At 67.1% G+C, this 23,316-nt stretch carries 20 protein-coding genes; 7 read left to right on the top strand and 13 right to left on the bottom strand.

The genetic code is table 11. From position 1 onward, the window contains the following. Positions 1-26: 26 nt before the first annotated feature. The 4 genes from G6N24_RS07100 to G6N24_RS07085 are packed head-to-tail and all read right to left on the bottom strand — an operon-like array spanning position 27 to position 3,700. Positions 27-536 (bottom strand): 2'-5' RNA ligase family protein, encoded by a 510-nt coding sequence (locus G6N24_RS07100; protein WP_085160819.1) that lies wholly within the window; start codon positions 534-536, stop codon positions 27-29. Continuing rightward, positions 536-1,216: a dethiobiotin synthase gene (bioD, locus tag G6N24_RS07095; protein ID WP_085160821.1), complete on the bottom strand. Its 681-nt coding sequence runs from the start codon at positions 1,214-1,216 to the stop codon at positions 536-538. Before bioD ends, G6N24_RS07100 begins: the two co-directional genes overlap by 1 nt. Then, on the bottom strand, positions 1,213-2,370 hold the full coding sequence (locus G6N24_RS07090) for an 8-amino-7-oxononanoate synthase (protein ID WP_085160823.1): 1,158 nt from the start codon (positions 2,368-2,370) through the stop codon (positions 1,213-1,215). The genes bioD and G6N24_RS07090 overlap by 4 nt, the downstream gene beginning before the upstream one ends. Positions 2,371-2,374: 4 nt before the next feature. Next, a complete protein-coding gene (locus G6N24_RS07085; protein WP_085160825.1) occupies positions 2,375-3,700 on the bottom strand; it encodes an adenosylmethionine--8-amino-7-oxononanoate transaminase in 1,326 nt (441 codons plus the stop codon). Between the two features lie 83 nt (positions 3,701-3,783). On the opposite strand from G6N24_RS07085, the gene G6N24_RS07080 reads away from it, so the two are divergent. From G6N24_RS07080 to treZ, 6 genes are all read left to right on the top strand, one after another. After that, positions 3,784-4,215 (top strand): hypothetical protein, encoded by a 432-nt coding sequence (locus G6N24_RS07080; RefSeq protein WP_085160882.1) that lies wholly within the window; start codon positions 3,784-3,786, stop codon positions 4,213-4,215. A gap of 322 nt (positions 4,216-4,537) precedes the next feature. After that, the gene (gene ripD / locus G6N24_RS07075; protein WP_085160827.1) at positions 4,538-5,296 is read left to right on the top strand and encodes an NlpC/P60 family peptidoglycan-binding protein RipD; all 759 of its coding nucleotides are present in this window, start codon (positions 4,538-4,540) and stop codon (positions 5,294-5,296) included. A 95-nt stretch (positions 5,297-5,391) separates the two neighbouring features. Further along, complete coding sequence (locus G6N24_RS07070; RefSeq protein WP_085160830.1) at positions 5,392-7,542, top strand: acyltransferase family protein; 2,151 nt, start codon at positions 5,392-5,394, stop codon at positions 7,540-7,542. A gap of 39 nt (positions 7,543-7,581) precedes the next feature. Then, positions 7,582-9,774 carry a glycogen debranching protein GlgX gene (gene glgX, locus G6N24_RS07065; RefSeq protein WP_085160832.1) on the top strand — a complete coding sequence of 731 codons (2,193 nt, stop codon included), beginning with the start codon at positions 7,582-7,584 and terminating at the stop codon, positions 9,772-9,774. 20 nt (positions 9,775-9,794) lie between these two features. Next, positions 9,795-12,092 (top strand): malto-oligosyltrehalose synthase, encoded by a 2,298-nt coding sequence (treY, locus tag G6N24_RS07060; protein WP_085160833.1) that lies wholly within the window; start codon positions 9,795-9,797, stop codon positions 12,090-12,092. Further along, positions 12,085-13,809, top strand: coding sequence for a malto-oligosyltrehalose trehalohydrolase (gene treZ, locus G6N24_RS07055; protein WP_085160835.1), 1,725 nt, complete (start codon positions 12,085-12,087; stop codon positions 13,807-13,809). The genes treY and treZ overlap by 8 nt, the downstream gene beginning before the upstream one ends. A 71-nt stretch (positions 13,810-13,880) precedes the next feature. Here the strand turns inward: treZ and G6N24_RS07050 are convergent, their stop codons facing one another. Then, complete coding sequence (locus G6N24_RS07050; protein WP_085160837.1) at positions 13,881-15,206, bottom strand: aminotransferase class I/II-fold pyridoxal phosphate-dependent enzyme; 1,326 nt, start codon at positions 15,204-15,206, stop codon at positions 13,881-13,883. A 41-nt stretch (positions 15,207-15,247) separates the two neighbouring features. Here G6N24_RS07050 and G6N24_RS07045 point away from each other — a divergent pair, with 41 nt between their 5' ends. Beyond that, a complete protein-coding gene (locus G6N24_RS07045) occupies positions 15,248-15,895 on the top strand; it encodes a pyridoxamine 5'-phosphate oxidase family protein (protein ID WP_275996405.1) in 648 nt (215 codons plus the stop codon). Between the two features lie 19 nt (positions 15,896-15,914). On the opposite strand, the gene ilvA is transcribed toward G6N24_RS07045, so the two are convergent. The 8 genes from ilvA to G6N24_RS07005 all read right to left on the bottom strand — a co-directional run bounded on the left by ilvA (position 15,915) and on the right by G6N24_RS07005 (position 23,313). Next, positions 15,915-17,213, bottom strand: a complete 1,299-nt coding sequence (ilvA, locus tag G6N24_RS07040; RefSeq protein ID WP_085160841.1) for a threonine ammonia-lyase — start codon at positions 17,211-17,213, stop codon at positions 15,915-15,917. 28 nt (positions 17,214-17,241) lie between these two features. Continuing rightward, positions 17,242-17,679 carry a nitroreductase family deazaflavin-dependent oxidoreductase gene (locus G6N24_RS07035; protein WP_085160843.1) on the bottom strand — a complete coding sequence of 146 codons (438 nt, stop codon included), beginning with the start codon at positions 17,677-17,679 and terminating at the stop codon, positions 17,242-17,244. Between the two features lie 202 nt (positions 17,680-17,881). Continuing rightward, a complete protein-coding gene (gene frdD / locus G6N24_RS07030) occupies positions 17,882-18,259 on the bottom strand; it encodes a fumarate reductase subunit FrdD (RefSeq protein WP_232070708.1) in 378 nt (125 codons plus the stop codon). Beyond that, positions 18,256-18,639, bottom strand: coding sequence for a fumarate reductase subunit C (locus tag G6N24_RS07025; protein ID WP_085160847.1), 384 nt, complete (start codon positions 18,637-18,639; stop codon positions 18,256-18,258). The genes frdD and G6N24_RS07025 overlap by 4 nt, the downstream gene beginning before the upstream one ends. Next, on the bottom strand, positions 18,636-19,379 hold the full coding sequence (gene sdhB, locus G6N24_RS07020) for a succinate dehydrogenase iron-sulfur subunit (protein ID WP_085160850.1): 744 nt from the start codon (positions 19,377-19,379) through the stop codon (positions 18,636-18,638). The genes G6N24_RS07025 and sdhB overlap by 4 nt, the downstream gene beginning before the upstream one ends. Positions 19,380-19,381: 2 nt before the next feature. Beyond that, positions 19,382-21,121, bottom strand: coding sequence for a fumarate reductase (quinol) flavoprotein subunit (gene frdA / locus G6N24_RS07015; protein ID WP_085160852.1), 1,740 nt, complete (start codon positions 21,119-21,121; stop codon positions 19,382-19,384). 9 nt (positions 21,122-21,130) lie between these two features. Further along, complete coding sequence (locus tag G6N24_RS07010; protein WP_085160854.1) at positions 21,131-21,364, bottom strand: hypothetical protein; 234 nt, start codon at positions 21,362-21,364, stop codon at positions 21,131-21,133. A gap of 77 nt (positions 21,365-21,441) precedes the next feature. After that, positions 21,442-23,313 (bottom strand): lysophospholipid acyltransferase, encoded by a 1,872-nt coding sequence (locus G6N24_RS07005; protein ID WP_085160856.1) that lies wholly within the window; start codon positions 23,311-23,313, stop codon positions 21,442-21,444. Between the last annotated feature and the right edge of the window lie 3 nt (positions 23,314-23,316).

Here is a 23,316-nt window from a genome sequence, read left to right as displayed (position 1 = left end):
TCCGCAATTACTCCTCTCGGATCACCTCAGCCGATCGGATGCTCGGTCCGATTACCGCCGTCCCACCGGCGCAAGCCGGCGAAGTGGCCGTTGATCTGCGACGGCCGGCCCGCGATGCGCAGTGCCCGCCCCAGTTGGGGGCCACCGACCCGGCGGGCCAGCGTGACATGTCCGGTCCACTGGCCGGGCAGGCTGTTGGACATCGCCTGCGGCGCCAGATGCGGAAGGCTTAGCCGGTGCACCTCGGCGTGCAGGGCCAACAGCTCGCTCGTCGGCACCACGAGCCGTGCGAACACGACGTTGGCGCGGCCGAACAACACCGGGGCACCGATCGCGCAGCGCAGCGGCAACCGGGCGGCGAGCGGACGCAGCAGCTCGTCGACCTCCGGGGCCACCCGTTCGGCAACGGCCAGGGTCACATGCGGACGACTGGCCGGCGCCTGGCTGGGAATGCCGGCGGCGGCCAGGTCCGCCCAGATGCGACGGATCGCCGCCTCGGTATCGCGGTCGAAGACCAGCTCGATCGAATGCACCATCAGCCGACCAACGTGGTCACCCAGTCGCGGTCAAACGCCTTCGCGCTCATGCCCGCGAAGCCCGCCGCGTCCATCGATCCGGCCCCGGCGGGCAGCGCGGCCCGCACGGGCGCCAGCCGGGCCAGCGCAGACCGATTCGACGTTTCCGCCAACCCGGGCCCTGCCGGCCAGCTGCCGATCACCAACCCTGCACACGAAACCCCGTGTACGGCAAGCGATTCCAACGTCAGCGCGGTGTGGTTGAGGGTGCCGAGTCCCGCGCCGACCACGACCAGCGCCGCGGCCCCCAGGTCGACGGCGAGATCCCGCAGTGTGACGCCAGCGCCGGCGAGTTCGACCAGCAACCCGCCGGCGCCTTCGACCAGCGTCAACCGTCCGGGCCGGTCCAGGCCACGGATGAGCCGCAGCACCCGGTCGCGGCCGGGTAATGCCAGCCCGGCCTGCTCGGCGGCGGCGGCCGGCGCCAGCGGACACGGATATCGCGCCAATCCCGCGAGCTCGCTCACCCCGGACAGTCGGCCCACCTCGGCGAGGTCATCGTCGCCAACGTCGGTGCCGGTCTGAACGGGTTTGCACACCGCGACGTCAATGCCGGCCTGACGGGCGTGCGACGCCAGCGCCGCGCAGGCGACGGTCTTGCCGACCCCGGTGCCGGTCCCGGTGACGACCAGGACGGTCAACGGCGCGCCATGGAGAGAACGTCCGTCAGCACCCGTCGGGCCACCTCGAGGTCCCCGGCCTCCAGGGATGCGCGCGCGGTGAGCCGCAGCCGCGACGTCCCGGCGGGCACGGTCGGCGGCCGGAAGCACCCCACCTTCACGCCGGCGTCCAGGCAGGCGGTCGCCGCGGCCAGCGCCGCCTGGGGATCACCCAGGACCACCGACACCACCGCCGCCTGTGGCACCGCTGACCCCACGGGCACATCACAAATGCGGGCCAGTTCGCGCGCATGCTTCAGGACCGCCGCGGGACGCCACGGCTCGGCCTTGAGCACCCGCAGCGCGGCCAGCGCGGCACCGACCGCCGCCGGCGCCAATCCGGTGTCGAAGATGAAAGGCCGCGCGGCATCGATCAGGTGAGCACGCACGGGCGCCGGCCCAAGAACCACACCCCCCTGGCTGCCGAGCGCCTTGGACAACGTCGTCGTCATCACCACATCGGGCGCGCCCGCCAGGCCCAGCTCGTACAGCAGACCGCGGCCGCCGCCGCGCACGCCGAGCCCGTGCGCCTCGTCGACCAGGAGCAGTGCGCGGTGGCGCCGGCATACCTCGTGCAACTCGCGAACCGGGGCCAGCGCGCCGTCGGCGCTAAAGACCGAGTCGGTGACGACGACGGCGCGCTCCTCGTCGCGTGATTCCAGGGCCGAGTCCACGGCGTCGAGGTCGCGGTGCGGGGTCACCACCACCCGGGCCCGCGACAGTCGACACGCATCCACCAGCGATGCGTGCGAATGAGCGTCGGACACCAACAAGGATCCCGGGCCGGACAGGCCGACCACCGCCCCCAAGTTGGCGGTGTATCCCGACGAGAACAACAAACCCGCCGAGGCGCCGACGTACTCGGCGAGCTCGGACTCGAATTCCTGGTGCAGCTCGGTATCGCCGGTGACCAGGCGCGAACCGGTGGCGCCGGCGCCCCAGACGCGCAATGCGGCAACGCCTCCGTCGATCACGTCGGGATGTTGGGAAAGGCCGAGATAGTCGTTGGAGGCCAGATCCAGCTCGGCGGCAACGGCGGGACGCGGCCGTAGCGAGCGGCGCAGTCCGGCCTCGCGGCGTTGCCGCTCCACCGCCTCCAGCCAGGCCAGCGGTGACGTCCGCAGGGGTGCCTTCATCGGCCTAGATCTTATGGGAGCCTGCGAGCGTTGCGACCTCGACCATCGCCGAGGTGATCTGGGCGATCTCGGCGGGCGGGCAGATGTACGGCGGCATCGCATAGACCAGGTTGCGGAACGGGCGTAGCCAGACGCCGCGGTCCAGCGCCGCGGGCGTGGCGACCGCCAAGTCGACCGGCCGGTCGCACTCGATGACGCCGACGGCGCCGCACACCCGGACATCGGTGACGGCGGGCAAGGCGCGGGCGGCTTCCAGGCCGGCGGCCAGGTCGGCGGCGATCTCGGCGATTCGCGACCGCCAGTCCTGACCGAGCAGCACTTCGATACTCGCCACCGACACCGCGCAGGCCAGCGGATTGGCCATGAAGGTGGGCCCGTGCATGAGCGCGCCGGCCTCGCCGGCGCTGATGGTGTGCGCGATGTCGGTTGTGCACAAGGTCGCGGCCAGGCTGAGGTAGCCGCCGGTCAACGCCTTGCCGACACACATGATGTCCGGGCTCACCCCGGCGTGGTCGGCGGCGAACAGTTCCCCGGTGCGGCCGAAGCCGGTGGCGATCTCGTCGAGGATCAGCAACACCTCATGACGGGAGCACATGTCGCGTAGGTCGGCCAGATAGCGCGCGTCGTGGAAGCGCATCCCGCCCGCGCCCTGCACGACCGGCTCGACGACCACGGCGGCCAGCTCGGCCGCGTGCTGCGCGAGTTGCTTTTCGAACGCCGCGCTGTAGCCGGGGTCGTAGTGCCGTGGCACCTGCGGCGCGAACACCTGGGGGGCCAGGATGTCGGTCCACAGCGAATGCATGCCGCCGTCGGGATCGCAGATGCTCATCGGCGTGAAGGTGTCGCCGTGGTAGCCGCCTCGCCACGTCATCAGCCGCCGCTTGGCGGGCAGCCCGAGGCTGCGCCAGTGCTGCAACGCCATCTTCACCGCGACCTCCACCGATACCGACCCGGAGTCGCTGAAAAACACCGTCTCCAAACCCGGCGGCGTGATATCCACCAGCAGCTGGGCCAGCCGGGCCGCCGGCTCGTGGGTCAGGCCGCCGAACATGACGTGGTTCATCGTGCGCAGCTGTGTGGCCAGGGCCGCATCCAACACGGGATGGCCGTGACCGTGGATCGCGGTCCACCAGGAGCTCATCGCGTCGAGCACGTCGATCGGCTTGCCGTGGCGGATCAGCGTCAGCCAGGCGCCGCGGGCGGCGACGGCCACCACGGGCGGTGCGGCTTTCCTGCCGATCCCGCTGTAGGGGTGCCACAAATGGGCGGCGTCGATCGCGCTGATCTGCTCGGGGGTCAACCCCGGACCCAAAGGTCCAGCCGCAGCCATGGGGACCGACACTAATGCAGCCACACAACAGCGCGTTGCAGTTGCGGTCGCAGAAACGCCGGCCATCGGGGAGCATGCATGACATGGCACCGCCGAATCAGCCCGAAGACGCTCGCCCCGGCTCCGCCACCGAACCCCCGTCCGCCCATCAGGCGCCACGGGTGCTCAAGCTGCGGATCGTGCCCTGGGACGTGATCTGCACCCTCGCGATTTTGGGGGTGCTCGTCGTCTTGGTCTCGATGACCAGCTGGCCAACGCGCCTCTTCGCCTTCGCCGACCACGTGTGCCTTTCGGATGATTGCCCGCCGGTGCCCTACGGCGTCAACTACTACATCTACCCGGTGATGTGGGGCGGCATCGGTGCGGCCGTAGCCGCCGCCGTGCTCGGCCCGTTCGTTTCGATGGTGAAGGGTTGGTACATGTCGTTCTGGCCGATCATCACGATCGCCGTCATCACCCTCACCTCCGTGGCCGGATACGCCATGACCGGCTTCAGCGAACGCTATTGGCGCTGACGGCGCCGCCTCGGCGAGACTGAAATCACAACTGCCCATAGGGGTTTGGGCGGCGCCAGTCACTGTCCGGTCACGTTACGACAAAAAATCTTTCGCGGATCTAGCCGGCTATGGACACCGCCTTCTTCTGTTGCCAAAGTGGCTGTAGTGACTGGTGTGAATACAACGGGCAAACCGCCTGATTCACGTTCCCCGGTGCCATGCAGCTCCGTTTGACCCGGCCCGGTGGTCATCGCGGGTGTCATGGCAGGGCGGCCGACGCGCGCAGTCACCGCGCCGAGGCTCACACGACCCGAGAGGGCCAAGGAGGTTGGAATCCCACATGAATCGCATCTACGCCTTCGCGATCGGTCTGGCGATGATGGTCGCCGCGATGGCCGCGCCCGGCCTCGCCGCCGCGGACCCCGGCACCAAGCCGATGGACTACCAGCAGGCCACCGACGTCGTGATCGCGCGCGGCGTTTCGCAGCGCGGCGTGCCGTTCTCCTGGGCCGGCGGCGGTGTCAACGGGCCCACTCGGGGTACCGGCACCGGTATCAACACGGTCGGATTCGACGCCTCCGGCCTGATGCAATACGCCTATGCCGGCGCCGGGATCAAGCTGCCGCGTTCGTCCGGCCAGATGTACAAGGTCGGACAGAAGGTCCTGCCCCAGCAAGCACGCAAGGGCGACCTGATCTTCTACGGCCCCGAGGGCACGCAAAGCGTTGCGATGTACCTCGGGAACGGGCAGATGCTCGAGGTGGGCGACGCCGTCCAGGTCTCGCCGGTGCGCACCAGCGGCATGGCGCCCTACCTGGTCCGGGTTCTCGGGACCCAGCCGGCGCCGCAGGCGCCAGTGCAACAGGCGCCGGCGCAGCAGGCCCCGTTGCAACAGGCGCCCGCCCCGCAGTTGCCGTTGCAACAGGCGCCGTTGCAGCGGGCGCCACTGCAGCAAGCGCCAGCCCAGCCGGCGCCAGCACAGCAGGCCCCAGTACAGCAAGCCCCATTGCAGCCGATGCCATTGCAGCAATCGCCAGCACAGCAAGCGCCGTTGCAGCGGGCGCCATACCAGCAGGCACCCGTCAGTATCACGCGATAACCGTTCTCGGCCTCCCGACCGGCCGCCACCTGCCCATCTGCCGGGACATCGGCTCTCGGGGGGAGGCGGCGGATTCGGTAAATTGGCTGTCGATCATGGTCAGCCTGTCACCGCCCCCACCACCGGCCGGCATTGCGGAGCCGGCCGGAGAATCGGGCGCGACGACGACTCGGACCACGGGTTTCCATCGTCACGACCTCGACGGCTTGCGCGGCATCGCGATCGCACTGGTCGCCGCGTTCCACATCTGGTTCGGGCGGGTCTCCGGCGGCGTGGACGTGTTCCTGGCGCTGTCCGGGTTCTTCTTCGGTGGCAAGATTCTTCGCGCCGCGCTGGACCCGGACCTGTCACTCTCGCCGATGACCGAAGTGGTCCGGCTGGTCCGCCGGCTGCTTCCGGCTCTGGTCGTGGTCCTGGCCGCATGCGGGCTGCTCACGATCCTGGTGCAACCGCAGACTCGCTGGGAGACGTACGCCGACCAAAGTCTGGCCAGCCTGGGCTATTACCAGAACTGGGAGCTGGCCAACTCGGCGTCCGACTATCTGCGGGCCGGCGAAGCCGTCAGCCCGTTGCAACACATCTGGTCCATGTCGGTGCAGGGCCAGTTCTACCTCGCCTTCCTGCTCCTGGTCGCCGGGTGCGCCTATCTGTTTCGCGTCTCACTGGCGTCGCACCTGCGGACCACCTTCGTGGTGCTGCTGAGCGCGTTGACAACGGCGTCCTTCGGCTATGCCGTCTTTGCCCATCAGGCCAACCAGTCAACCGCGTACTACAACAGCTTCGCCCGGGCGTGGGAGTTGCTGCTGGGTGCACTCGTCGGCGCGCTGGTGCCCCACATCCGTTGGCCGATGTGGCTGCGCACCGTCGTCGCCACCGTGGCGCTGGCGGCGATCCTGTCGTGTGGGGCCCTGATCAACGGGGTCAAGGAATTCCCGGGCCCGTGGGCGCTGGTACCGGTCGGGGCCACGATGCTGATGATCCTCGCCGGGGCCAACCTGCAAGGCCATCCCGGCACCCGCGACCGGATGCCGCTGCCCAACCGAGTGCTGGCTGTCGCGCCGCTGGTGACACTCGGCGCGATCGCCTACTCCCTGTATCTGTGGCACTGGCCGCTGCTGATCTTCTGGCTCTCCTATACCGGCCACCGCCACGCGAATCTGGTCGAGGGCTTGGCCGTGTTGCTGGTATCAGGTTTGCTCGCGTACCTGACCACCCGGCACGTCGAGGACCCGCTACGGTACCGTGCGCCCGCCAACGCGACACCGCAATTCCAGGCGCGACGGCCGACGATCGCGCTGGGATCGGTGGTCGTGCTCCTGGGCATCACCCTGACCGCCACCTCGTTCACCTGGCGCGAGCACGTCATCGTCGTGCGCGCTGCCGGCAAGGAGCTGAGCGGACTTAACGCCCAGGACTATCCCGGGGCGCGCGCCCTGACCGCCCATGTGCGGGTGCCCACGTTGCGGATGCGGCCTACCGTCCTGGAAATCAAAGACGACCTCCCCGCGACCACCAGGGACGGCTGCATCAGTGACTTCGTCAACCCGGCGGTGGTCAATTGCACCTACGGCGATGTCGACGCCCCGCGGACCATCGCACTGGCCGGCGGCTCGCACGCGGAACACTGGCTGACCGCACTCGATCTGCTCGGCCGCATCCATCACTTCAGGGTGGTGACGTACCTCAAGATGGGCTGCCCGCTGTCCACCGAGGAAGTCCCGCTGATCATGGGCAACAACGCCGCATACCCCCAGTGCCGTGAGTGGGTGCATGCGACGATGGACAAGTTGGTCGCCGACCATCCCGACTACGTTTTCACTACGTCCACTCGACCGTGGAACATCAAACCCGGCGACGTGATGCCCGCCACCTACATCGGGATTTGGCAAACGTTGTCCGACAACAACATTCCCATCCTCGCCATGCGGGACACCCCGTGGCTGGTCAAGGACGGCCAACCGTTCGATCCCGCGGACTGCCTGGCCAAGGGCGGCAACGCACAGTCGTGTGCGATCAAACGCTCGCAGGTGCTGGCCGATCGCAATCCCACGCTCGACTTCGTCGCGCAGTTCCCGCTACTCAAGCCGCTTGATATGTCCGACGCGATCTGCCGCGCCGACGTCTGCCGTCCGGTGGAGGGAAACGTGCTGATCTACCACGGCGCCCATCACCTGTCCCCGACCTACGTGCGGACCCTGGCCGGCGAGCTCGGCCGGCAGATCGCAGCAAACACGGGCTGGTGGTGACCGAAGCTGGACCGCATCGGACACGGATAAGGTCGAGTGATGTCGTCGACCGAGAACGCACCCGACACAGCCGAGACCGCCGTCGACACCTCTCCCGCGTTGTCGAGGGTATGGCCTGGGTCCGCGTTTCCGCTCGGGGCTACGTACGACGGTGCCGGCACTAACTTTTCGCTGTTTTCCGAAGTCGCCGAGAAGGTTGAGTTGTGCTTGATCGCCGACGACGGGGTGGAAACCCGAATCAATCTCGACGAGGTCGACGGATATATCTGGCATTGCTACCTGCCGAGCATCACGCCCGGACAGCGTTACGGCTTTCGGGTGCACGGGCCGTTCGACCCGGCGGCCGGCCATCGATGCGATCCGAGCAAGCTGTTGCTCGACCCGTACGGGAAGTCGTTCGACGGTGACTTCGAGTTCGGGCAGGCATTGTTCTCTTACGACCTGGCGGCCGCGGCGGAAGACCCGTCGCAGACCGGCATTCCGCCGATGGTCGACTCGCTGGGCCACACCATGACCAGTGTCGTGATCAACCCCTTCTTCGACTGGGCGTCGGACCGCGCACCCAACACGCCGTATCACGAGACGATCATCTACGAGGCCCACGTCAAGGGCATGACGCAGACCCATCCGGGCATCCCACAGGAGTTGCGCGGGACCTACGCCGGGCTGGCTCACCCGGTGATCATCGATCACCTCAAGTCGCTCAACGTCACGGCCATCGAGCTGATGCCCGTGCACCAGTTCATGCACGACCATCGACTGCTCGACCTTGGATTGCGAAACTACTGGGGTTACAACACGTTTGGTTTCCTGGCCCCGCACTATCAGTACGCCTCGAACCGGAAGCCCGGCGCCGCGGTGGCCGAGTTCAAGACGATGGTGCGAACCTTGCACGAAGCCGACATCGAGGTCATCCTCGACGTGGTCTACAACCACACCGCCGAAGGCAACCACCTCGGTCCGACCATCAACTTCCGCGGCATCGACAACGCCCACTACTACCGGCTCGTCGACGAGGATCTGCGCTTCTACAAGGATTTCACCGGCACCGGCAACAGCCTCAACGCCCGGCACCCGCACACCCTGCAGCTGATCATGGACTCGTTGCGCTACTGGGTGCTCGAAATGCACGTCGACGGCTTCCGATTCGACCTGGCCGCCACTTTGGCCCGCGAGCTGCACGACGTCGACCGGCTCTCGGCGTTCTTCGACCTGGTGCAGCAGGACCCGGTCGTCAGCCAGGTCAAATTGATCGCCGAACCATGGGATGTCGGCGAAGGCGGCTATCAAGTCGGCAACTTTCCAGGCTTGTGGACCGAGTGGAACGGGAAGTACCGCGACACCGTGCGCGACTACTGGCGAGGCGAGCCCGCCACGCTGGGCGAGTTCGCTTCCCGGCTGACCGGGTCGTCGGACCTGTATGAGGCGACCGGGCGCCGCCCCAGCGCCAGCATCAATTTCGTTACCGCCCATGACGGATTCACGCTGGCCGACCTGGTGTCCTACAACGAGAAGCACAACGAGGCCAACGGCGAGGACAACAAGGACGGCGAGAGCTACAACCGGTCCTGGAACTGCGGCGTCGAGGGCCCGACCGATGACCCGAGCATCGTGGAGCTGCGTTATCGACAGATGCGCAACATCATGGCCACCCTGATGGTCAGCCAGGGCACCCCGATGATCGCACACGGCGACGAGATCGGACGCACCCAGCTGGGCAACAACAACGTGTATTGCCAAGACTCGGCGCTGTCCTGGATGGACTGGTCACTGGTCGAGAAGAATTCGGATCTGCTGACGTTCACCCGCACGGTGACTAGCTTGCGCAAGAAACATCCGGTGTTTCGCCGCCGCCGATTCTTGAAGGGGCAGCCGATCCGCAGCGGCGCCGAAGTCCGCGACATCGCCTGGCTGACGCCGGCCGGCCAGGAAATGACGGCGCAGGACTGGGACAACGACTTCGGCAAGAGCATCGCAGTGTTCCTCAACGGTCAGGCGCTGCCGGAACCCGACCGGCGTGGCGAACGTGTGGTCGACGACTCGTTCCTGTTGTGCTTCAACGCCCACGACCATGAGGTCAACTTCCTCATGCCCCACGATGACTATGCGCAGGAGTGGACCGTGGAACTCGACACCACCAGCCCCACCGGCGCCGCCGAACGGGTCGTCAAGGACGGCGAGGAGATTGCACTGCCGGCACGCTCGGTTCTGATACTGCGTAAGACCCAATAGCCCATAAGGCCCAGTGACACATGGCGTTTCCGGTTCTATCGACCTACCGGTTGCAGCTGCGCGGCGCGTCTAGCGGATTCGGCTTCACCTTTGCCGACGCCGAGAACCTGCTGGACTACCTCGACGACCTCGGCATCTCGCATCTGTACCTGTCCCCCATCCTGACCGCGGTCGGCGGGTCCACCCACGGATACGACGTCACCGACCCGACGACCGTGTCGTCCGAGCTGGGCGGCCCCGACGGTCTGGCCCGGCTGTCGGCGGCCGCCCGCCGACGCGGGATGGGCCTGGTCGTCGACATCGTGCCCAACCACCTCGGGATCGGCAGTCCCGAGCAGAACGCGTGGTGGTGGGACGTCTTGCGGTATGGCCGGTCGTCGGACTATGCCGCGTTTTTCGATATCGACTGGGACCTGGCCGATGGCCGAATCGTGCTGCCGCTGTTGGGTTCCGACGAGGATGTCGCCAACCTGACCGTCGACGGTGACGTGCTGTGGCTCGGTGACCTGGCGCTGCCGATCGCCCCGGGAACCGGGGACGGCGCCGGGCCTGACGTGCATGACCGCCAGCGCTACCGGCTGGTGGGCTGGCGGAGCGGCCTGTGCGGCTATCGCCGCTTCTTCTCGATCACCTCGCTGGCCGGACTGCGCCAGGAGGATCGCGCGGTGTTCGACGCCACCCATGCCGAAGTGGCCCGCTGGTTCGCCGAAGGACTTGTCGACGGCGTGCGGATCGACCACCCGGACGGATTGTCCGACCCGTACGGGTATTTGGCGTGGCTGCGCGAGCTGATCGGCGGCGGAGCCTGGATCGTGATCGAGAAGATCCTGGCGGTCGACGAGGCCCTGGAGCCGACCCTGCCGGTGGCCGGCACCACCGGCTACGACGCGCTGCGGGAGGTGACCGGAGTCTTCGTCGACCCCGACGGGGAGTCGGCGCTGACGGCGCTCGCCGAATCCGCCGGGCTGGACTATCGCGCCATGCCGGAGACGTTGGCCGACCTCAAGATTCGCATCGCAACCGACACGCTGGCCAGCGAATTGGGCAGGCTGCGCCGATGCGTCGTCGCGGCGGCGGGCGCTGATGATCCGCTGCTGCCCGAGGCAGTGGCCGCCGTGCTCAGCCACATCGGGGTCTACCGCACCGATTACCGCGGCCTCGCCGCGATCCTGCCCACCGCCATAGCCGAAACCCAGGCGGCGGCACCCCAGTTGGGGCCGGCGCTGCAGGTCCTTGCCGCGGCCTTGGCCCATGGTGGCGAGCCGGCCACCCGCCTGCAACAACTGTGCGGCGCGGTGACCGCCAAGGCGGTCGAGGACTGCCTGTTTTACCGCGATGCCCGGCTGGTGTCGCTCAACGAGGTGGGGGGCGAACCGCACCGGTTCGGTGTCGGCGCAGCGGAATTCCATCACCGCGCCGCGGCTCGTGCCCGGCTGTGGCCGCGCGCGGTGACGGCGCTGTCCACGCACGACACCAAACGCTCAGAGGACGTGCGTGCCCGCATCGGCGTGCTATCGCAGGTGCCGTCGCTGTGGGCCGAGTTCGTGGCGCGCAGTGAAGCGCACGTCCCCTCCCCCGATCCCGCGACCGGATTGTTCTTGTGGCAGAACATCTTCGGGGTGTGGCCGGTGACCGGCGAGGTCTCTGGCCATCTTTGCGACCGGCTGCACGCCTACGCGCAGAAGGCCATCCGGGAAGCGGCGTGGCACACCTCGTGGAACGACCCGGATGCCGCGTTCGAGGATGCGGTGCACCGGTGGCTGGATGCGGTGCTCGACGGGCCGGTGGCGTCGGAGCTGACCAGGCTTGTCGCGCGGCTGCACCCGCACGCCGAAAGCGACGCGCTGGGCCAAAAGCTGCTCGGATTGACCGTGCCCGGTGTACCCGACGTCTACCAGGGAACCGAACTCTGGGACGACAGCCTTGTGGACCCCGACAACCGCCGCCCGGTCGACTACTCCGTTCGGCGGGCGGCCCTGAAAGCGTTGCAGCATCCCAAAATCCGGGTGGTTTCTGCCGCGCTTCGGCTGCGGCGCGCCCGCCCCGACTGTTTCCTGGGCGGCGATTACCTTCCGGTGCTCGCCTCCGGCCCCGCTGGCGATCACGTGGTGGCGTTCCTCCGCGGGGACGATGTCCTCGTCGCGGTGACTCGCTGGACCGTGCGGCTGGCCGAAACGGGCTGGGGTGACACCGTGGTACCACTGCCCGGCGGCTCGTGGACCGACACGCTCACCGGCACCGCGGTCGGTGGGCTGATGCCCGCCGCGGAGCTGTTCGCGGACCTGCCGGTCGCCTTGCTGCAGCGCGGCGATGGCTGAATTCCGCGTGTGGGCACCCAAGCCCGAGCTGGTGCGCCTCGACGTCAACGGCGTAGTTCACCCGATGAGACGCTCGGATGACGGCTGGTGGCAGGCGAGCGTGGATGCGCCACCGGACGCCCGCTACGGGTACCTGCTCGACGACGACCCCACCGTGCTACCCGACCCACGATCAGCGCGCCAGCCCGACGGGGTACACGCGCGCTCGCAGCTGTGGGACCCTTCGGGTGCCAGCTGGACCGACGACGACTGGACCGGCCGGCCCGTGGATGGCGCCGTGATCTACGAACTGCACCTCGGAACCTTCACCGGCGCCGGCACTTTCGACTCCGCGATCGAAAAGCTCGACTACCTGGTCGATCTCGGAATCGACTTCGTGGAGCTGATGCCGGTCAATTCCTTTGCCGGCACACAAGGCTGGGGATACGACGGCGTGCTGTGGTACAGCGTGCATGAACCCTACGGTGGGCCCGACGGCCTGGTCCGGTTCGTCGACGCCTGCCACGCACGTGGCTTAGGGGTGCTGGTCGACGCGGTGTTCAACCACCTCGGGCCGTCCGGCAATTATCTGCCGCGGTTCGGTCCCTACCTATCCTCGGCCAGCAACCCATGGGGTGAAGGCATCAACGTCGCCGACGCCGGCTCCGACGAGGTGCGCCGCTACATCATCGGGTGCGCGCTACGCTGGATGCGCGACTTCCACGCCGACGGCCTGCGGCTGGACGCGGTGCACGCGCTGGTGGACACCACCGCCGTCCACATCCTCGAGGAACTCGCCACCGAGACCGAATGGCTCTCAAGGCAGTTGGGCCGCCCGCTGTCGCTGATCGCCGAAAGCGATCTCAACGACCCGCGGCTGATCACATCGTGCGACAAAGGCGGCTACGGGATAACCGCGCAATGGGACGACGACATCCATCACGCCATCCACACCGCGGTGTCCGGCGAACGACAGGGCTACTATGCAGATTTCGGCTCGCTGGCCACCCTTGCACAGACGTTGCGCCATGGCTTCTTTCACGCCAGCACGTATTCATCGTTCCGGGGGCGCCGTCACGGGCGTCCGTTGGACACCGTAACGGTCCCGGCGACCCGGCTGATCGCCTACACCTGCACCCACGATCAGGTCGGCAACCGCGCCCTCGGTGACCGCCCGTCGCAAAACCTCACCGTCGGCCAGCTGGCCATCAAGGCGGCACTAGTGCTCGGAGCTCCCTACACCGCAATGCTTTTCATGGGCGAGGAGTGGGGCGCGTCGACCCCGTTCCAGTTCTTCAGCTCGCATCCCGAACCCGAGCTGGCCCGCGCCACCGCGCGGGGACGCAGGTCCGAGTTCGCCGAGCATGGCTGGGACGCCGAAGACATTCCCGACCCGCAGGACCCACAGACCTTCCAACGCTCCAAGCTGGACTGGGATGAGGCCGCCTCCGGCCTACACGCCCGGCTGCACAAGCTGTACCGCGAGCTGATCGCGCTGCGGCGCAACGAACCTGATCTGGCCGACCCATGGCTGGACCACCTCGTTGTCGATTACAACGAAGAGCAACGCTGGATCATGATGCGCCGCAACCGAATTGTGATCGCATGCAACTTGGGCACCGAGGCGGCGCGGCTGCCGGTCGGCGGTGAGCTGGTGCTGGCCTGGGAGCAGCCAGCCATCGGCGACAGGGCCACCAAGATACCAGCCCATTCCTTTGCAATACTCCGCTCCCCATAGTGCGCGAGCAGACGCAAAATCTCCCAAAACCATGCTGTTTTGGGGGATTTTGCGTCTGCTCGCGCGGCCACTCACACGCTGCGACGGCCGGTACCGTGCACCGCCTCGGCGACTGCGTCGGCCAGCGGATCGATCTCGTCGCTAGCCAGATCAGCGATGGTGATGCGCATTCCCGGCGCCGTGCCGATCCGGAACCGCGTTCCCGGCGCCGCAACCCAGCCAGCGTTGAGCAACCGGGTGATCGCCACCGCCTCGTCGGGCACCGGAATCCAGACGTTGAGCCCGGACCGACCGTGGGCGGCGACGCCTCGATCGGCCAGCGCCGCACATAACCGCGAGCGGTTGCTCGCGTAGCGCTCCTCGGCCCTGAGGACGAGGCGCGTCGCCGCGTCGTCTGACCACAAGCTGACGGCGAGGTCCTGTAGCAGCCGACTCACCCAGCCCGGCCCAAGTCGCAGTCGTCCGTGCACCCGCTCAACGGTGCGGCGATCTCCAGCGAGGACGGCCAGCCGCAAGTCGGGGCCGTAGGCCTTCGACGCCGACCGTACGAAAGCCCACCGGCGCGTGCACCCGCCCAACGATTGCAGTGGCGCGCCGGCGATGCCAGCGCAGTGGTCGTCCTCGACGAGCAGCAGGTCGCCGGACCGGCCCGCCAACAGGCTGCGCAGTGCGCCGGCGCGATCCGCGGTTAACGCTGCCCCGGTGGGGTTCTGCGCGCGACTGGTGACCACTACCGCCCGCACCCCGCGGCGCAGCGCCCGGGCCATCTCCAGAACCAGTGGCCCATCGTCGTCGACCCGAACCGGTTCGGCTGAAAGCCCCAGTGCCGCAAGAAGATCTAGCAGATTGGCCCAGCCTGGATCCTCGACGGCAACCCGGTCACCCGGACGCAGGTATGCGCTGAGCACCCGCTCGATGCCATCCAGTGCGCCGCTGGTCACCGTGACGTGATCGGCCCCGACGCCGTCGGCGGTCAGGTCAGCACGGGCGAACTCGGCAAGCGCGGCCGACACCGCCGACTCGCCGTACAGCACCGGCGTCCGGGAAGCGGCGGGCAATCGGGCGTCGGCAATGGGCAGCAACGCAGGGTTCGGGTTACCAGTCGACAGATCGCGCGCGCCCGCGGGGACGCCAAGGCCGAGCAGGGATCGGGGCGTGGTCGCGGGCCGATCGCGCACCCGGGTTCCGCGCCGTCCCGCAGTTTCGACGGCCCCGCGATCGCGGAGCAGGCGGTAGGCGGCGGCAACGGTATTGACGTTCACGCCGACTTGTGCAGCGACTTCGCGGATCGGCGGAAGGGTGTCGCCGGGCGCCAGGCGGCCCTGCGAGATGGCCTCCTCGATGCTGCCCGCTATCGACTCCGCGCCCTTTCCCGAAATCCGGTATTGTACTGGCACAGTAGAAATTATGTACTAGTACAATATGCAAGGCAATCACATTGGATACCGCATACCGCCCCACGCCGCGAACCACCCCCACCCGCTACCGGGAACGTGCGCGTTACGACCGCGAGACCGTCCATCGCATCCTCGACGAGGCCTTGATCTGCCACCTCGGTTACATCAGCGCCGGTAGACCGGTGGTCTTACCGACGACGCACGCTCGCCACGAGGAAACGCTCTACGTGCACGGCTCCACCGGCAGCGGCCCGATGCTCGCCGCCAGGGCGGCCCCGTCGAGGCTGCCCGTCTGCGTCACCGCCACGCTCGTCGACGGGCTAGTGCTGGCTCGCTCGGCAACGCACCATTCATTGAACTTCCGCTCGGTGGTGGTCCTGGGCGCGGCCCGCCTGGTCGACGACCAGGCCGAGAAGCTGCGGGCGATGCGCGCCCTCCTCGACCACATCCGGCCCGGGCGCTCCGCCGACTGCCGGACGCCCAACGCGCGCGAACTCGCCGCCACCGCGATGCTCGCGCTCGACCTCGTCGAGGTCTCGGCCAAGGTGCGCAGCGGCGGCCCGGTCGACGATCCGGAAGACGCCGCACTGCCACACTGGGCCGGCGTGGTGCCGCTGCGCCTGACGCCCGGCACACCGGAGCCGGCCGACGATCTGGATCCGGCCACCCCGCTGCCGCCGTATCTGTAGCAGGGCCGATACGACGCGGCTACAAGAGGTAGCGATAGGCCGGGGAGCCGGGTTCGAGGGTCTCGATGTGAATCTCGGTTGCCCGCATCCGGGCCAACAGGCCATCCAGATCCGCGGCCGACCCCAGCTCGATACCCACCAGCGCCTCACCGGTCTCGCGGTTGTTGCGCTTGACGTACTCGAACAAGGTGATGTCGTCGTTGGGACCCAGCACCTCGTCGAGGAACCGGCGCAACGCGCCGGGCTCCTGCGGGAAGTCCACCAGGAAATAGTGCTTGAGGCCCAGGTGCACCAGTGAGCGTTCGAGCACCTCGCCGTAGCGGGACACGTCGTTGTTGCCCCCCGAGATCAGGCAAACCACCGTGGAGCCGGGTTCGACGTCGGCTTCCAGCAGGCCGGCGACCGATAGCGCGCCCGCCGGTTCGGCGATGATGCCCTCGTTTTGGTAGAGGTCGAGCATCGCGGTGCACACCGCCCCCTCGTCGACCGTGGTGATCGACACCATGTCACCGGCGGCCGCCAGCGCGGCATAGGTCAGCGTGCCCGCCCGGCTCACCGCGGCGCCGTCGACGAACTGGTCGACGTGGTCGAGCGTCACGGGCTCGCCCGCGGCCAGCGCGGCCATCATCGCCGCGGCGCCGGCTGGCTCGATGCCCAGCACCGCGGTGTTGGTCGTGCGCTCGGCCAGGTAGGTGGTAATGCCGGCGATGCAGCCGCCGCCGCCCACCGGGACCACCACCAGGTCGGGCTCGGCCGTATCGTCGGGGAGCTGAGCAAGCACCTCGGCGGCAATGGTGCCCTGGCCGGCCATGGTGCGCGGGTCGTCGTACGGAGGCACCAGCGTGGCGCCGGTGCGTTCGACGTCCTCGAGCGCGGCCTCGGCGGCAAGATCGTAGGTCGCCCCGCCGACGATCAGCTCGATGAACTCCCCCCCGTGGTAGCGAATCCGGTCGCGCTTTTGCTTGGGCGTCTTGGCGGGCACGTAGACGCGGCCGCGCACACCCAGCGACCGGCACGCGTAGGCGAAACCCTGCGCGTGGTTACCCGCCGAGGAGCACACCACGCCGGCGGCCAGCTCCTCGTCGGACAGCTGCACCAGCAGGTTATAGGCCCCGCGCAGCTTGTAGGAGCGCACGATCTGCAGGTCCTCGCGTTTGAGGTAAACCGTTGCGCCGGTGATGGCCGACAATCGATCGCACAGGTGCAAGGGGGTGGGCGTGACCACCGGGGCGATCCGCCTGGCCGCCTGGTCGATGTCGGCCGCGCGCAGCGGCAGTGTCATCGGACCTTGAAGGCTCCTGCTCAGTTCGGCGGACACCGGTCAATGGTGCCATCCAGCAGGCGATTCACGGCACCGGGGTGAGCACAAACACCGGAATCTGGCGGTTGGTTTTCGTCTGGTACGCGGCGTAGTCCGGCCAGACCTCCACGGCGCGCTTCCACCACGTGGCCTTCTCGTCTCCGAATACCTCGCGGGCGTCGTAGTCGCCGGCGACGGTCCCGTCTTGCAGCTCCACCCGCGGATTCTTCTTGACGTTGTGGTACCAAACCGGATGCTTCGGCGCCCCGCCCAGGGAGGCGACGATTGCGTACTCGCCGTCGTGCTCGACGCGCATGAGCGGGGTTTTGCGGAGCTTGCCGGTCTTGGCTCCGACGGTGGTCAGCAGGATGACGGGCTTTCCCTGCAGCTGTGTGCCGTCGGTTCCGCCGGATTCCATGTACTTCTCGGCTTGCTCGCGGGACCAATCGAGCGGGCTAGGGGCATATTCACCGGAAAGAGGCATGCCAACCACTCTAGGCCCCGGCGAGCCACGACCAACCACTGTCCCGGCCACAGCCGATGCTTCGAGCGGCCGGAAATCTGCGGCGGTAATACCCTGAAGCGCCCACGTAAATTCGGGGGTTTCCGATGAAGCTCCGGCGTGCTGATCGTTGGCGTCGTGGTTGCAATGGCGCTCGAATGGCGTAATCCCACCACGAGCCGGCTCACGCGGTGAGCAATACCCAACCCGTGATCACCGATCCCACCAGGGCTGCGCCGTAACAACACGGGGCGATCACCCGGTCGAACCCGCCCAACCGGAACCCGTGCTCGAGCACGAACCGGAATCGATGCGCCCAATGGAACAGGGCCAACACGCCGATGCCGAGAAGAACCAGTTTGGTCAGCGGATTGCGCACTAGTGCCAGCAGATGAGCGTGGTCTGGCGCCCCGAGCCACCCGAGCGGAAACGCCAACCCGAACAGGAACAGCAGAACCGGCAGAACGAGCGCGGCGGCCATGCCCCCGGAACTGAACAGCAGCCACAAGAAGGGCTCGGCTGACCGTGGACGCGGCCTTGGGCGGGGCGCAGTGGTGCTCACGACGTGACCATCCAGGCGACGATCACCGACACGAGCAGCCATGCCGCGTAGTGGCCCGCAAGAACCACGCGCCCAGGAACACGATTACCCCGGATGTGTAGCACAATGGCACGCGGCGCCAGACCGAACCAGGTAACCGCGTGTAGCAGAAGGAAAATCCATGCGACGACGTTCACTGCAACCACGGCGGGATTGGCGCTGAAGTCCAGGAAGCGAAGGTATGAATCCCGACCGGCGCCAACCGCATTCACCAGCAGCAGCAGATAGGCAACGGACCAGGCCACGAAGACGCAACTGATCTCGCGAAGCATGAACAAGAGGTAGGACCGTCGCTTCGCCCACCAGTATCTGGCGACGGGCCGACGATAGGTGCTTGTCATCGCGCGCCCTTGGGCAGCAGCAATGCCTTCACCGAATCTATTGCCGCGGTGAGCTTGTAGCGCTGTATCGCGCCTGCCGGATCGACCCCCTTCGGACAAGCCGTCGAGCATTCGCCCACCAGGGTGCAAGCCCAAGCGCCAGCGGCCGCGGCGAGGACGTCTCTGCGCTCGGCGGCGCCTTCGTCGCGCGAATCCAGGTTGTAACGCTGCCCCAGAGCGATCGCCGCCGGACCGAGAAAGCCCGGGTCCAGCGCGTACACCGGGCATGCCGAGTAGCACAGCATGCAGTTGATGCACAAGCTGAACTGCTTGAATTCGTCTAATTCCGCGGGGGTCTGCAGGTATTCACCATCCTCGACGGACCGCTCATCATCCCGGATGAGCCAGGGCTTGACGCTCGGCAGCTTGGCCATGAAGTCACCGATGTCGACGACGAGATCGCGGATCACGGGGAAGTTTCGCATCGGCTCCACTCGCACCGGTCCCGGGAGGTAATCGACGAGGAACGTCGCGCACGCCAATTTCGGGTCCCCGTTGATCGTCATGCCTGAGCTGCCGCATATCCCCATCCGGCACGACCAACGGAAGGTCAGCGTCCCATCGAGGCGATCCTTGATGTAATTCAGACCGTCCAGGACGGCCCACTCACGGTCGAAGGGAACTTCGTAAACCTGCAGGACGGGCGCGGATTCGATTTCCGGTCGATACCTGGAGACCTCCATGACTATTCGCTCGGCCATCGCTACCTCCCATATACCCGTTCGCCCGGAGGCCAGCGCGTAATCGTGACCGGAAGGTAGTCAACTCGCGCCGTTCCGTCGGGTTCTCGATAAACCATGGTGTGTGCCAAGAAATGTTCGTCGTCGCGGTTGGGGAAGTCGGTTCGCTGGTGCGCGCCGCGGGATTCTTCGCGGCGCAAAGCGGATTCGATGATCGTGTGTGCGACGTCGAGCATCCCCGACAACTCGATTAGCGACATCAGCTCCGTATTGAACGTGCGGCTGTGATCGTCGATGCCCACCTTCGCGAATCGATCTTGCAGCACTCGAATCTGGTCGACCGCCTTGGTGAGGGTGGGTCCGTCTCGATAGATTCCGGCGGCGGTTTCCAATGTGGCCCGCATGTCCGCGCGAATGTCGGCGATTCGATCGCTGCCCTCGGCATGGCGACTCAGCTCGCGTTCCAGGCGTTGCGCCTCCGTGCGTGCCTGCGCCTGCGCCGCGGACGATGCGCTTCGGACCGTCTGCACGTATTCCGCCGCGGCGCGGCCCGCTCGGGCTCCGAACACCAGGCATTCCGGCAGCGAGTTCGACCCTAACCGGTTGGCGCCATTGATGCTGACGCATGCCGTTTCGCCTGCGGCGTATAGCCCGGAAAGCGTTGTGGCGCCGTCGATATCCGTGTGAACGCCACCCATCATGTAGTGCACCACGGGTTGCACGGGGATCAGTTCGGTAACCGGGTCGATGTGTTGGTAGTCGCGGCACAACTCGCGGATGAACGGCAACTTCTCGTTGATCAGGTCTTCGCCGAGATGCCGGATGTCGAGGAAGACAACGGGTCCGTAAGGCGTGTCGACCGTTCGTCCCTTTTCGCGCTCGTGGATGAAGGCCTGAGACACCCGGTCCCGGGGGCCGAGCTCCATGCTGCGCAGCTTCGGCTCGGGTGTGGGTTTGCCGAGGTCGTAATCCTGCAGATAGCGGTAGCCGTCCTTGTTAAGCAACCAGCCGCCTTCGGCTCGTGCGGCCTCGGTGATCAAGATTCCGGTGAACGGCAGTCCGGTGGGGTGGTACTGGACGAATTCCATGTCCTTCAGCGGCGCGCCGGCCCGGTAGGCCAGCGCCATTCCATCACCGGTCTTGATGTTCGCGTTGGTGGTGAACGGAAACACCCGCCCGCATCCGCCGGTGCAGATGATCACCGCGTCGGCAAGGATCGTCTCGATTCGTCCGGTCGCCAGCTCAATAGCGACGACACCACATACCCTGCCCTCGTCGACGAGCAAGGTAGTCGCAAACCACTCGTCGTAGCGCACGATGTCCCGGTATGCCAGGAGGCGCTGAAACAGCGTGTGTAGCAGGTGAAATCCGGTCTTGTCTGCGGCGAACCAGGTGCGTTGCTTTTTCATTCCGCCGAATGCGCGAACGGCAATGCGTCCGTCCGGCTTACGGCTCCACGGACAGCCCCAATGCTCGAGCTGCAACAGCTCCCGCCGCGCCTCGGCCACGAACACCCCGACCGCGTCCTGGTCGCACAGCCAGTCGCTACCGGAAACGGTGTCGTACGCGTGTTCGTCCAGGCTGTCGTCGTCATCCGCGACGGCGGCCGCGCCGCCCTCTGCCGACACGGTGTGGCTGCGCATCGGGTAGACCTTGGAGACGATTGCCACGTTCGCGCGCGGATTCGTTTCGGCTATCGCTATTGCGGCGCGCAAGCCGGCGCCACCCGCACCGATCACCACGATGTTGTGCGTCGCGGGCATCGCCTTGGCTCACGCCTCGTGATCGCTGGAGTGCTCGTCCTTCAGCACTTTGCCGTCGTGGCGGATCGTTCGTATCCGAGTAGATCCGTCGTGGTAGACGTGCCGGATTTCGCGGCAGCCGCAGGAGAACGTGAAGTCGCTATACGAGAGGCCGTCGTCGTCTTTTTCGACATGGTGGTCGCCGTCTGCCATGTGCCCGCAGGGCGCCTTTTGCTTCGGGAAGTGCGTCGTGGCTGCAATCATCGCCTCGCCTCCGCGGTGGTCGCCGAGTGATTTAGATCACATCCAGGCTAGGCCTGCCATCCCCGCGCGTCTACCGGTCATCGCCTCCTGGCCAATTCGGCGATCGCGTTGACCCGTCGAGTGGCCGTCGCGATCTCGTCCGCGAACTCCTGCCGGCGCTTGGCCATCCGCCCAGTGTCGGAGCCCACTAAGTCGACCAGCTCGCGATGCCGAGCCAGGCGCAACGCGGTCTTGAACAGTTCCATTGACCTCGACTCGGCGCTGGCGATTCTGCGCTGCAACTCCCACTGCTTGCCGACCGCAAGGCATTCGGCCAGAAAGCCTTCCTCGTCGAACGATTCATCCTCGTGGGCGGCCAGCCGGTCGGCGACGATGTGGTAGGCGTCCAGGAATGGCCGCAACACCAAGTGAGCCAGCAGCACATCGGCCGACTCCAGCAACCGCCGCACGTCGGCCGCGGCGGCCGGCTTGGTGGTGTCTGCCGCCGGCCCGATCAGACGTACTTCGTCGGCGAGGTCCTGCTCAAACTGGGCGCGTGCGGAGAACAAGAATTCGAACTTCAACAGTTCGCGAAGACGCAGTGCCTCGTCGCGCACCGTTGCCGGGGACACCGAGCCTCCCTCGGACAGCTCGACAGCCGCCAGCAACGCCATCTCGGCGATCGCGCGATCGACCAGGATGTGGATTGCGGTGTTGCGGTAGAACGCCGCCACCAGGTGCTGGTCCGCGCCGATACCCCAGACCGCCTCGGTGCCGGCGTCGTAGACACTGACCACACCCGAGGAAACGAGCTGGTGCAGGGTCCAGCGGATCGTCGAGCGATTCGTCAGGTCGGCGGCACCGGCCACCGTCCAGTTGCGAGCGGCGATGTAGCTGGCCAAGGGTCGCACCGTGGCCAGCACCTCGCTGATGGACAGCGAGCGGTCCGCGCCCAGCAGCGCGAGATTCACCACCGCGGTCGGGGTGACCGGTGTGGCACGGTTGATCCGGTGTTCCACGTCCAGCGCGACGCGTTCGATCTCGGTCCCGGTCCCCGCTTCGTCGACGCGCAGTTCCTCCAGGCGCTTGCGCAACGGCAGCGGTTCGCCAAAGTCGAGGTAGGCGCGGCCGAGCCGCTCGCCCTGCTGGCGCGCCAGCCGGATCAGGAACCGAAGGTCTTCGGGCCGCTTCACCGCGCCGTAGGCCTCGGTGGTCATCGCTTCCACCTCGTGCAGCTGGTCGTACACGATCGACGTTGGCACCAAATACACTTCGGGACCGTCGATTTCGTCGACGGCGTCGGTGATGTAACGCAGGATCCCGAAAACCGGGGGCCGCAGTTTGCCGGTTCTGGTCCGTCCACCTTCGATCGACCAGGTGAGGTTGGCATGGTTCTGCACCAACTGCGCGGTGTAGGCACGCAGCACGAACCGGTAGACCGGAATGTCTTTGGTCTGCCGCCGGATGAAGATGGTCCCGGTGCGCTTGGCAAAGCCGCCCATCGGGAAGAAGTTCAGATTCGACCCGCCGAAGGTCAGCGCGGGCGCCAGCCGGTTGGCCTGGATCGCCTCCGGCAGCAGCATTCCGTCCAGGTAGGACCGATGCGAAAACGCGAACGCCAGCGTGGCCCTGCGATCCAGCTTGCGCAGATGCGCGATCTGGTCCTCGTCCACCAGCACGTCATAGGCTCGCATCAACCAGCGACTGAAGCCGCGCCACGCGTGCACGGCCCGCTCGTCCAGCGAGGCCGCCATCTCGCGCAGGTAGCCGGCGGCCTCGGCGCGCACACTGTCCGGGTCGCGCCCGAGCTCGCCGGCCAGTGCGGTCAGCCGCTCGTCATACCAGCGGGCCGCTAGCAACTGGGCGACCTCGGCCGGGTCGGTGGCCAACGGTGTGGTCGACTCGTCGACAATGCCGGTGCGTTGCAATAACTTTCGCGCTCCTATCCGGCCGACTTCGCGTGCAGTCACCGC

This window comes from Mycobacterium lacus, assembly GCF_010731535.1.
Lineage (GTDB): Bacteria > Actinomycetota > Actinomycetes > Mycobacteriales > Mycobacteriaceae > Mycobacterium > Mycobacterium lacus.
This window is presented reverse-complemented; position numbering and strand designations above follow the sequence as displayed.

What these genes read in the sequence shown, in the direction of transcription:
- treY (WP_085160833.1), top strand. Translation starts at nt 9,795, where the DNA reads ATGGCGTTTCCGGTTCTATCGACCTACCGGTTGCAGCTGCGCGGCGCG.
- G6N24_RS07085 (WP_085160825.1), bottom strand. Translation starts at nt 3,700, where the DNA reads ATGGCTGCGGCTGGACCTTTGGGTCCGGGGTTGACCCCCGAGCAGATC.
- G6N24_RS07035 (WP_085160843.1), bottom strand. Translation starts at nt 17,679, where the DNA reads ATGCCTCTTTCCGGTGAATATGCCCCTAGCCCGCTCGATTGGTCCCGC.
- ripD (WP_085160827.1), top strand. Translation starts at nt 4,538, where the DNA reads ATGAATCGCATCTACGCCTTCGCGATCGGTCTGGCGATGATGGTCGCC.
- glgX (WP_085160832.1), top strand. Translation starts at nt 7,582, where the DNA reads ATGTCGTCGACCGAGAACGCACCCGACACAGCCGAGACCGCCGTCGAC.
- sdhB (WP_085160850.1), bottom strand. Translation starts at nt 19,379, where the DNA reads ATGGCCGAGCGAATAGTCATGGAGGTCTCCAGGTATCGACCGGAAATC.
- G6N24_RS07025 (WP_085160847.1), bottom strand. Translation starts at nt 18,639, where the DNA reads ATGACAAGCACCTATCGTCGGCCCGTCGCCAGATACTGGTGGGCGAAG.
- treZ (WP_085160835.1), top strand. Translation starts at nt 12,085, where the DNA reads ATGGCTGAATTCCGCGTGTGGGCACCCAAGCCCGAGCTGGTGCGCCTC.
- G6N24_RS07090 (WP_085160823.1), bottom strand. Translation starts at nt 2,370, where the DNA reads ATGAAGGCACCCCTGCGGACGTCACCGCTGGCCTGGCTGGAGGCGGTG.
- frdA (WP_085160852.1), bottom strand. Translation starts at nt 21,121, where the DNA reads ATGCCCGCGACGCACAACATCGTGGTGATCGGTGCGGGTGGCGCCGGC.
- G6N24_RS07080 (WP_085160882.1), top strand. Translation starts at nt 3,784, where the DNA reads ATGGCACCGCCGAATCAGCCCGAAGACGCTCGCCCCGGCTCCGCCACC.
- G6N24_RS07100 (WP_085160819.1), bottom strand. Translation starts at nt 536, where the DNA reads ATGGTGCATTCGATCGAGCTGGTCTTCGACCGCGATACCGAGGCGGCG.
- G6N24_RS07070 (WP_085160830.1), top strand. Translation starts at nt 5,392, where the DNA reads ATGGTCAGCCTGTCACCGCCCCCACCACCGGCCGGCATTGCGGAGCCG.
- G6N24_RS07010 (WP_085160854.1), bottom strand. Translation starts at nt 21,364, where the DNA reads ATGATTGCAGCCACGACGCACTTCCCGAAGCAAAAGGCGCCCTGCGGG.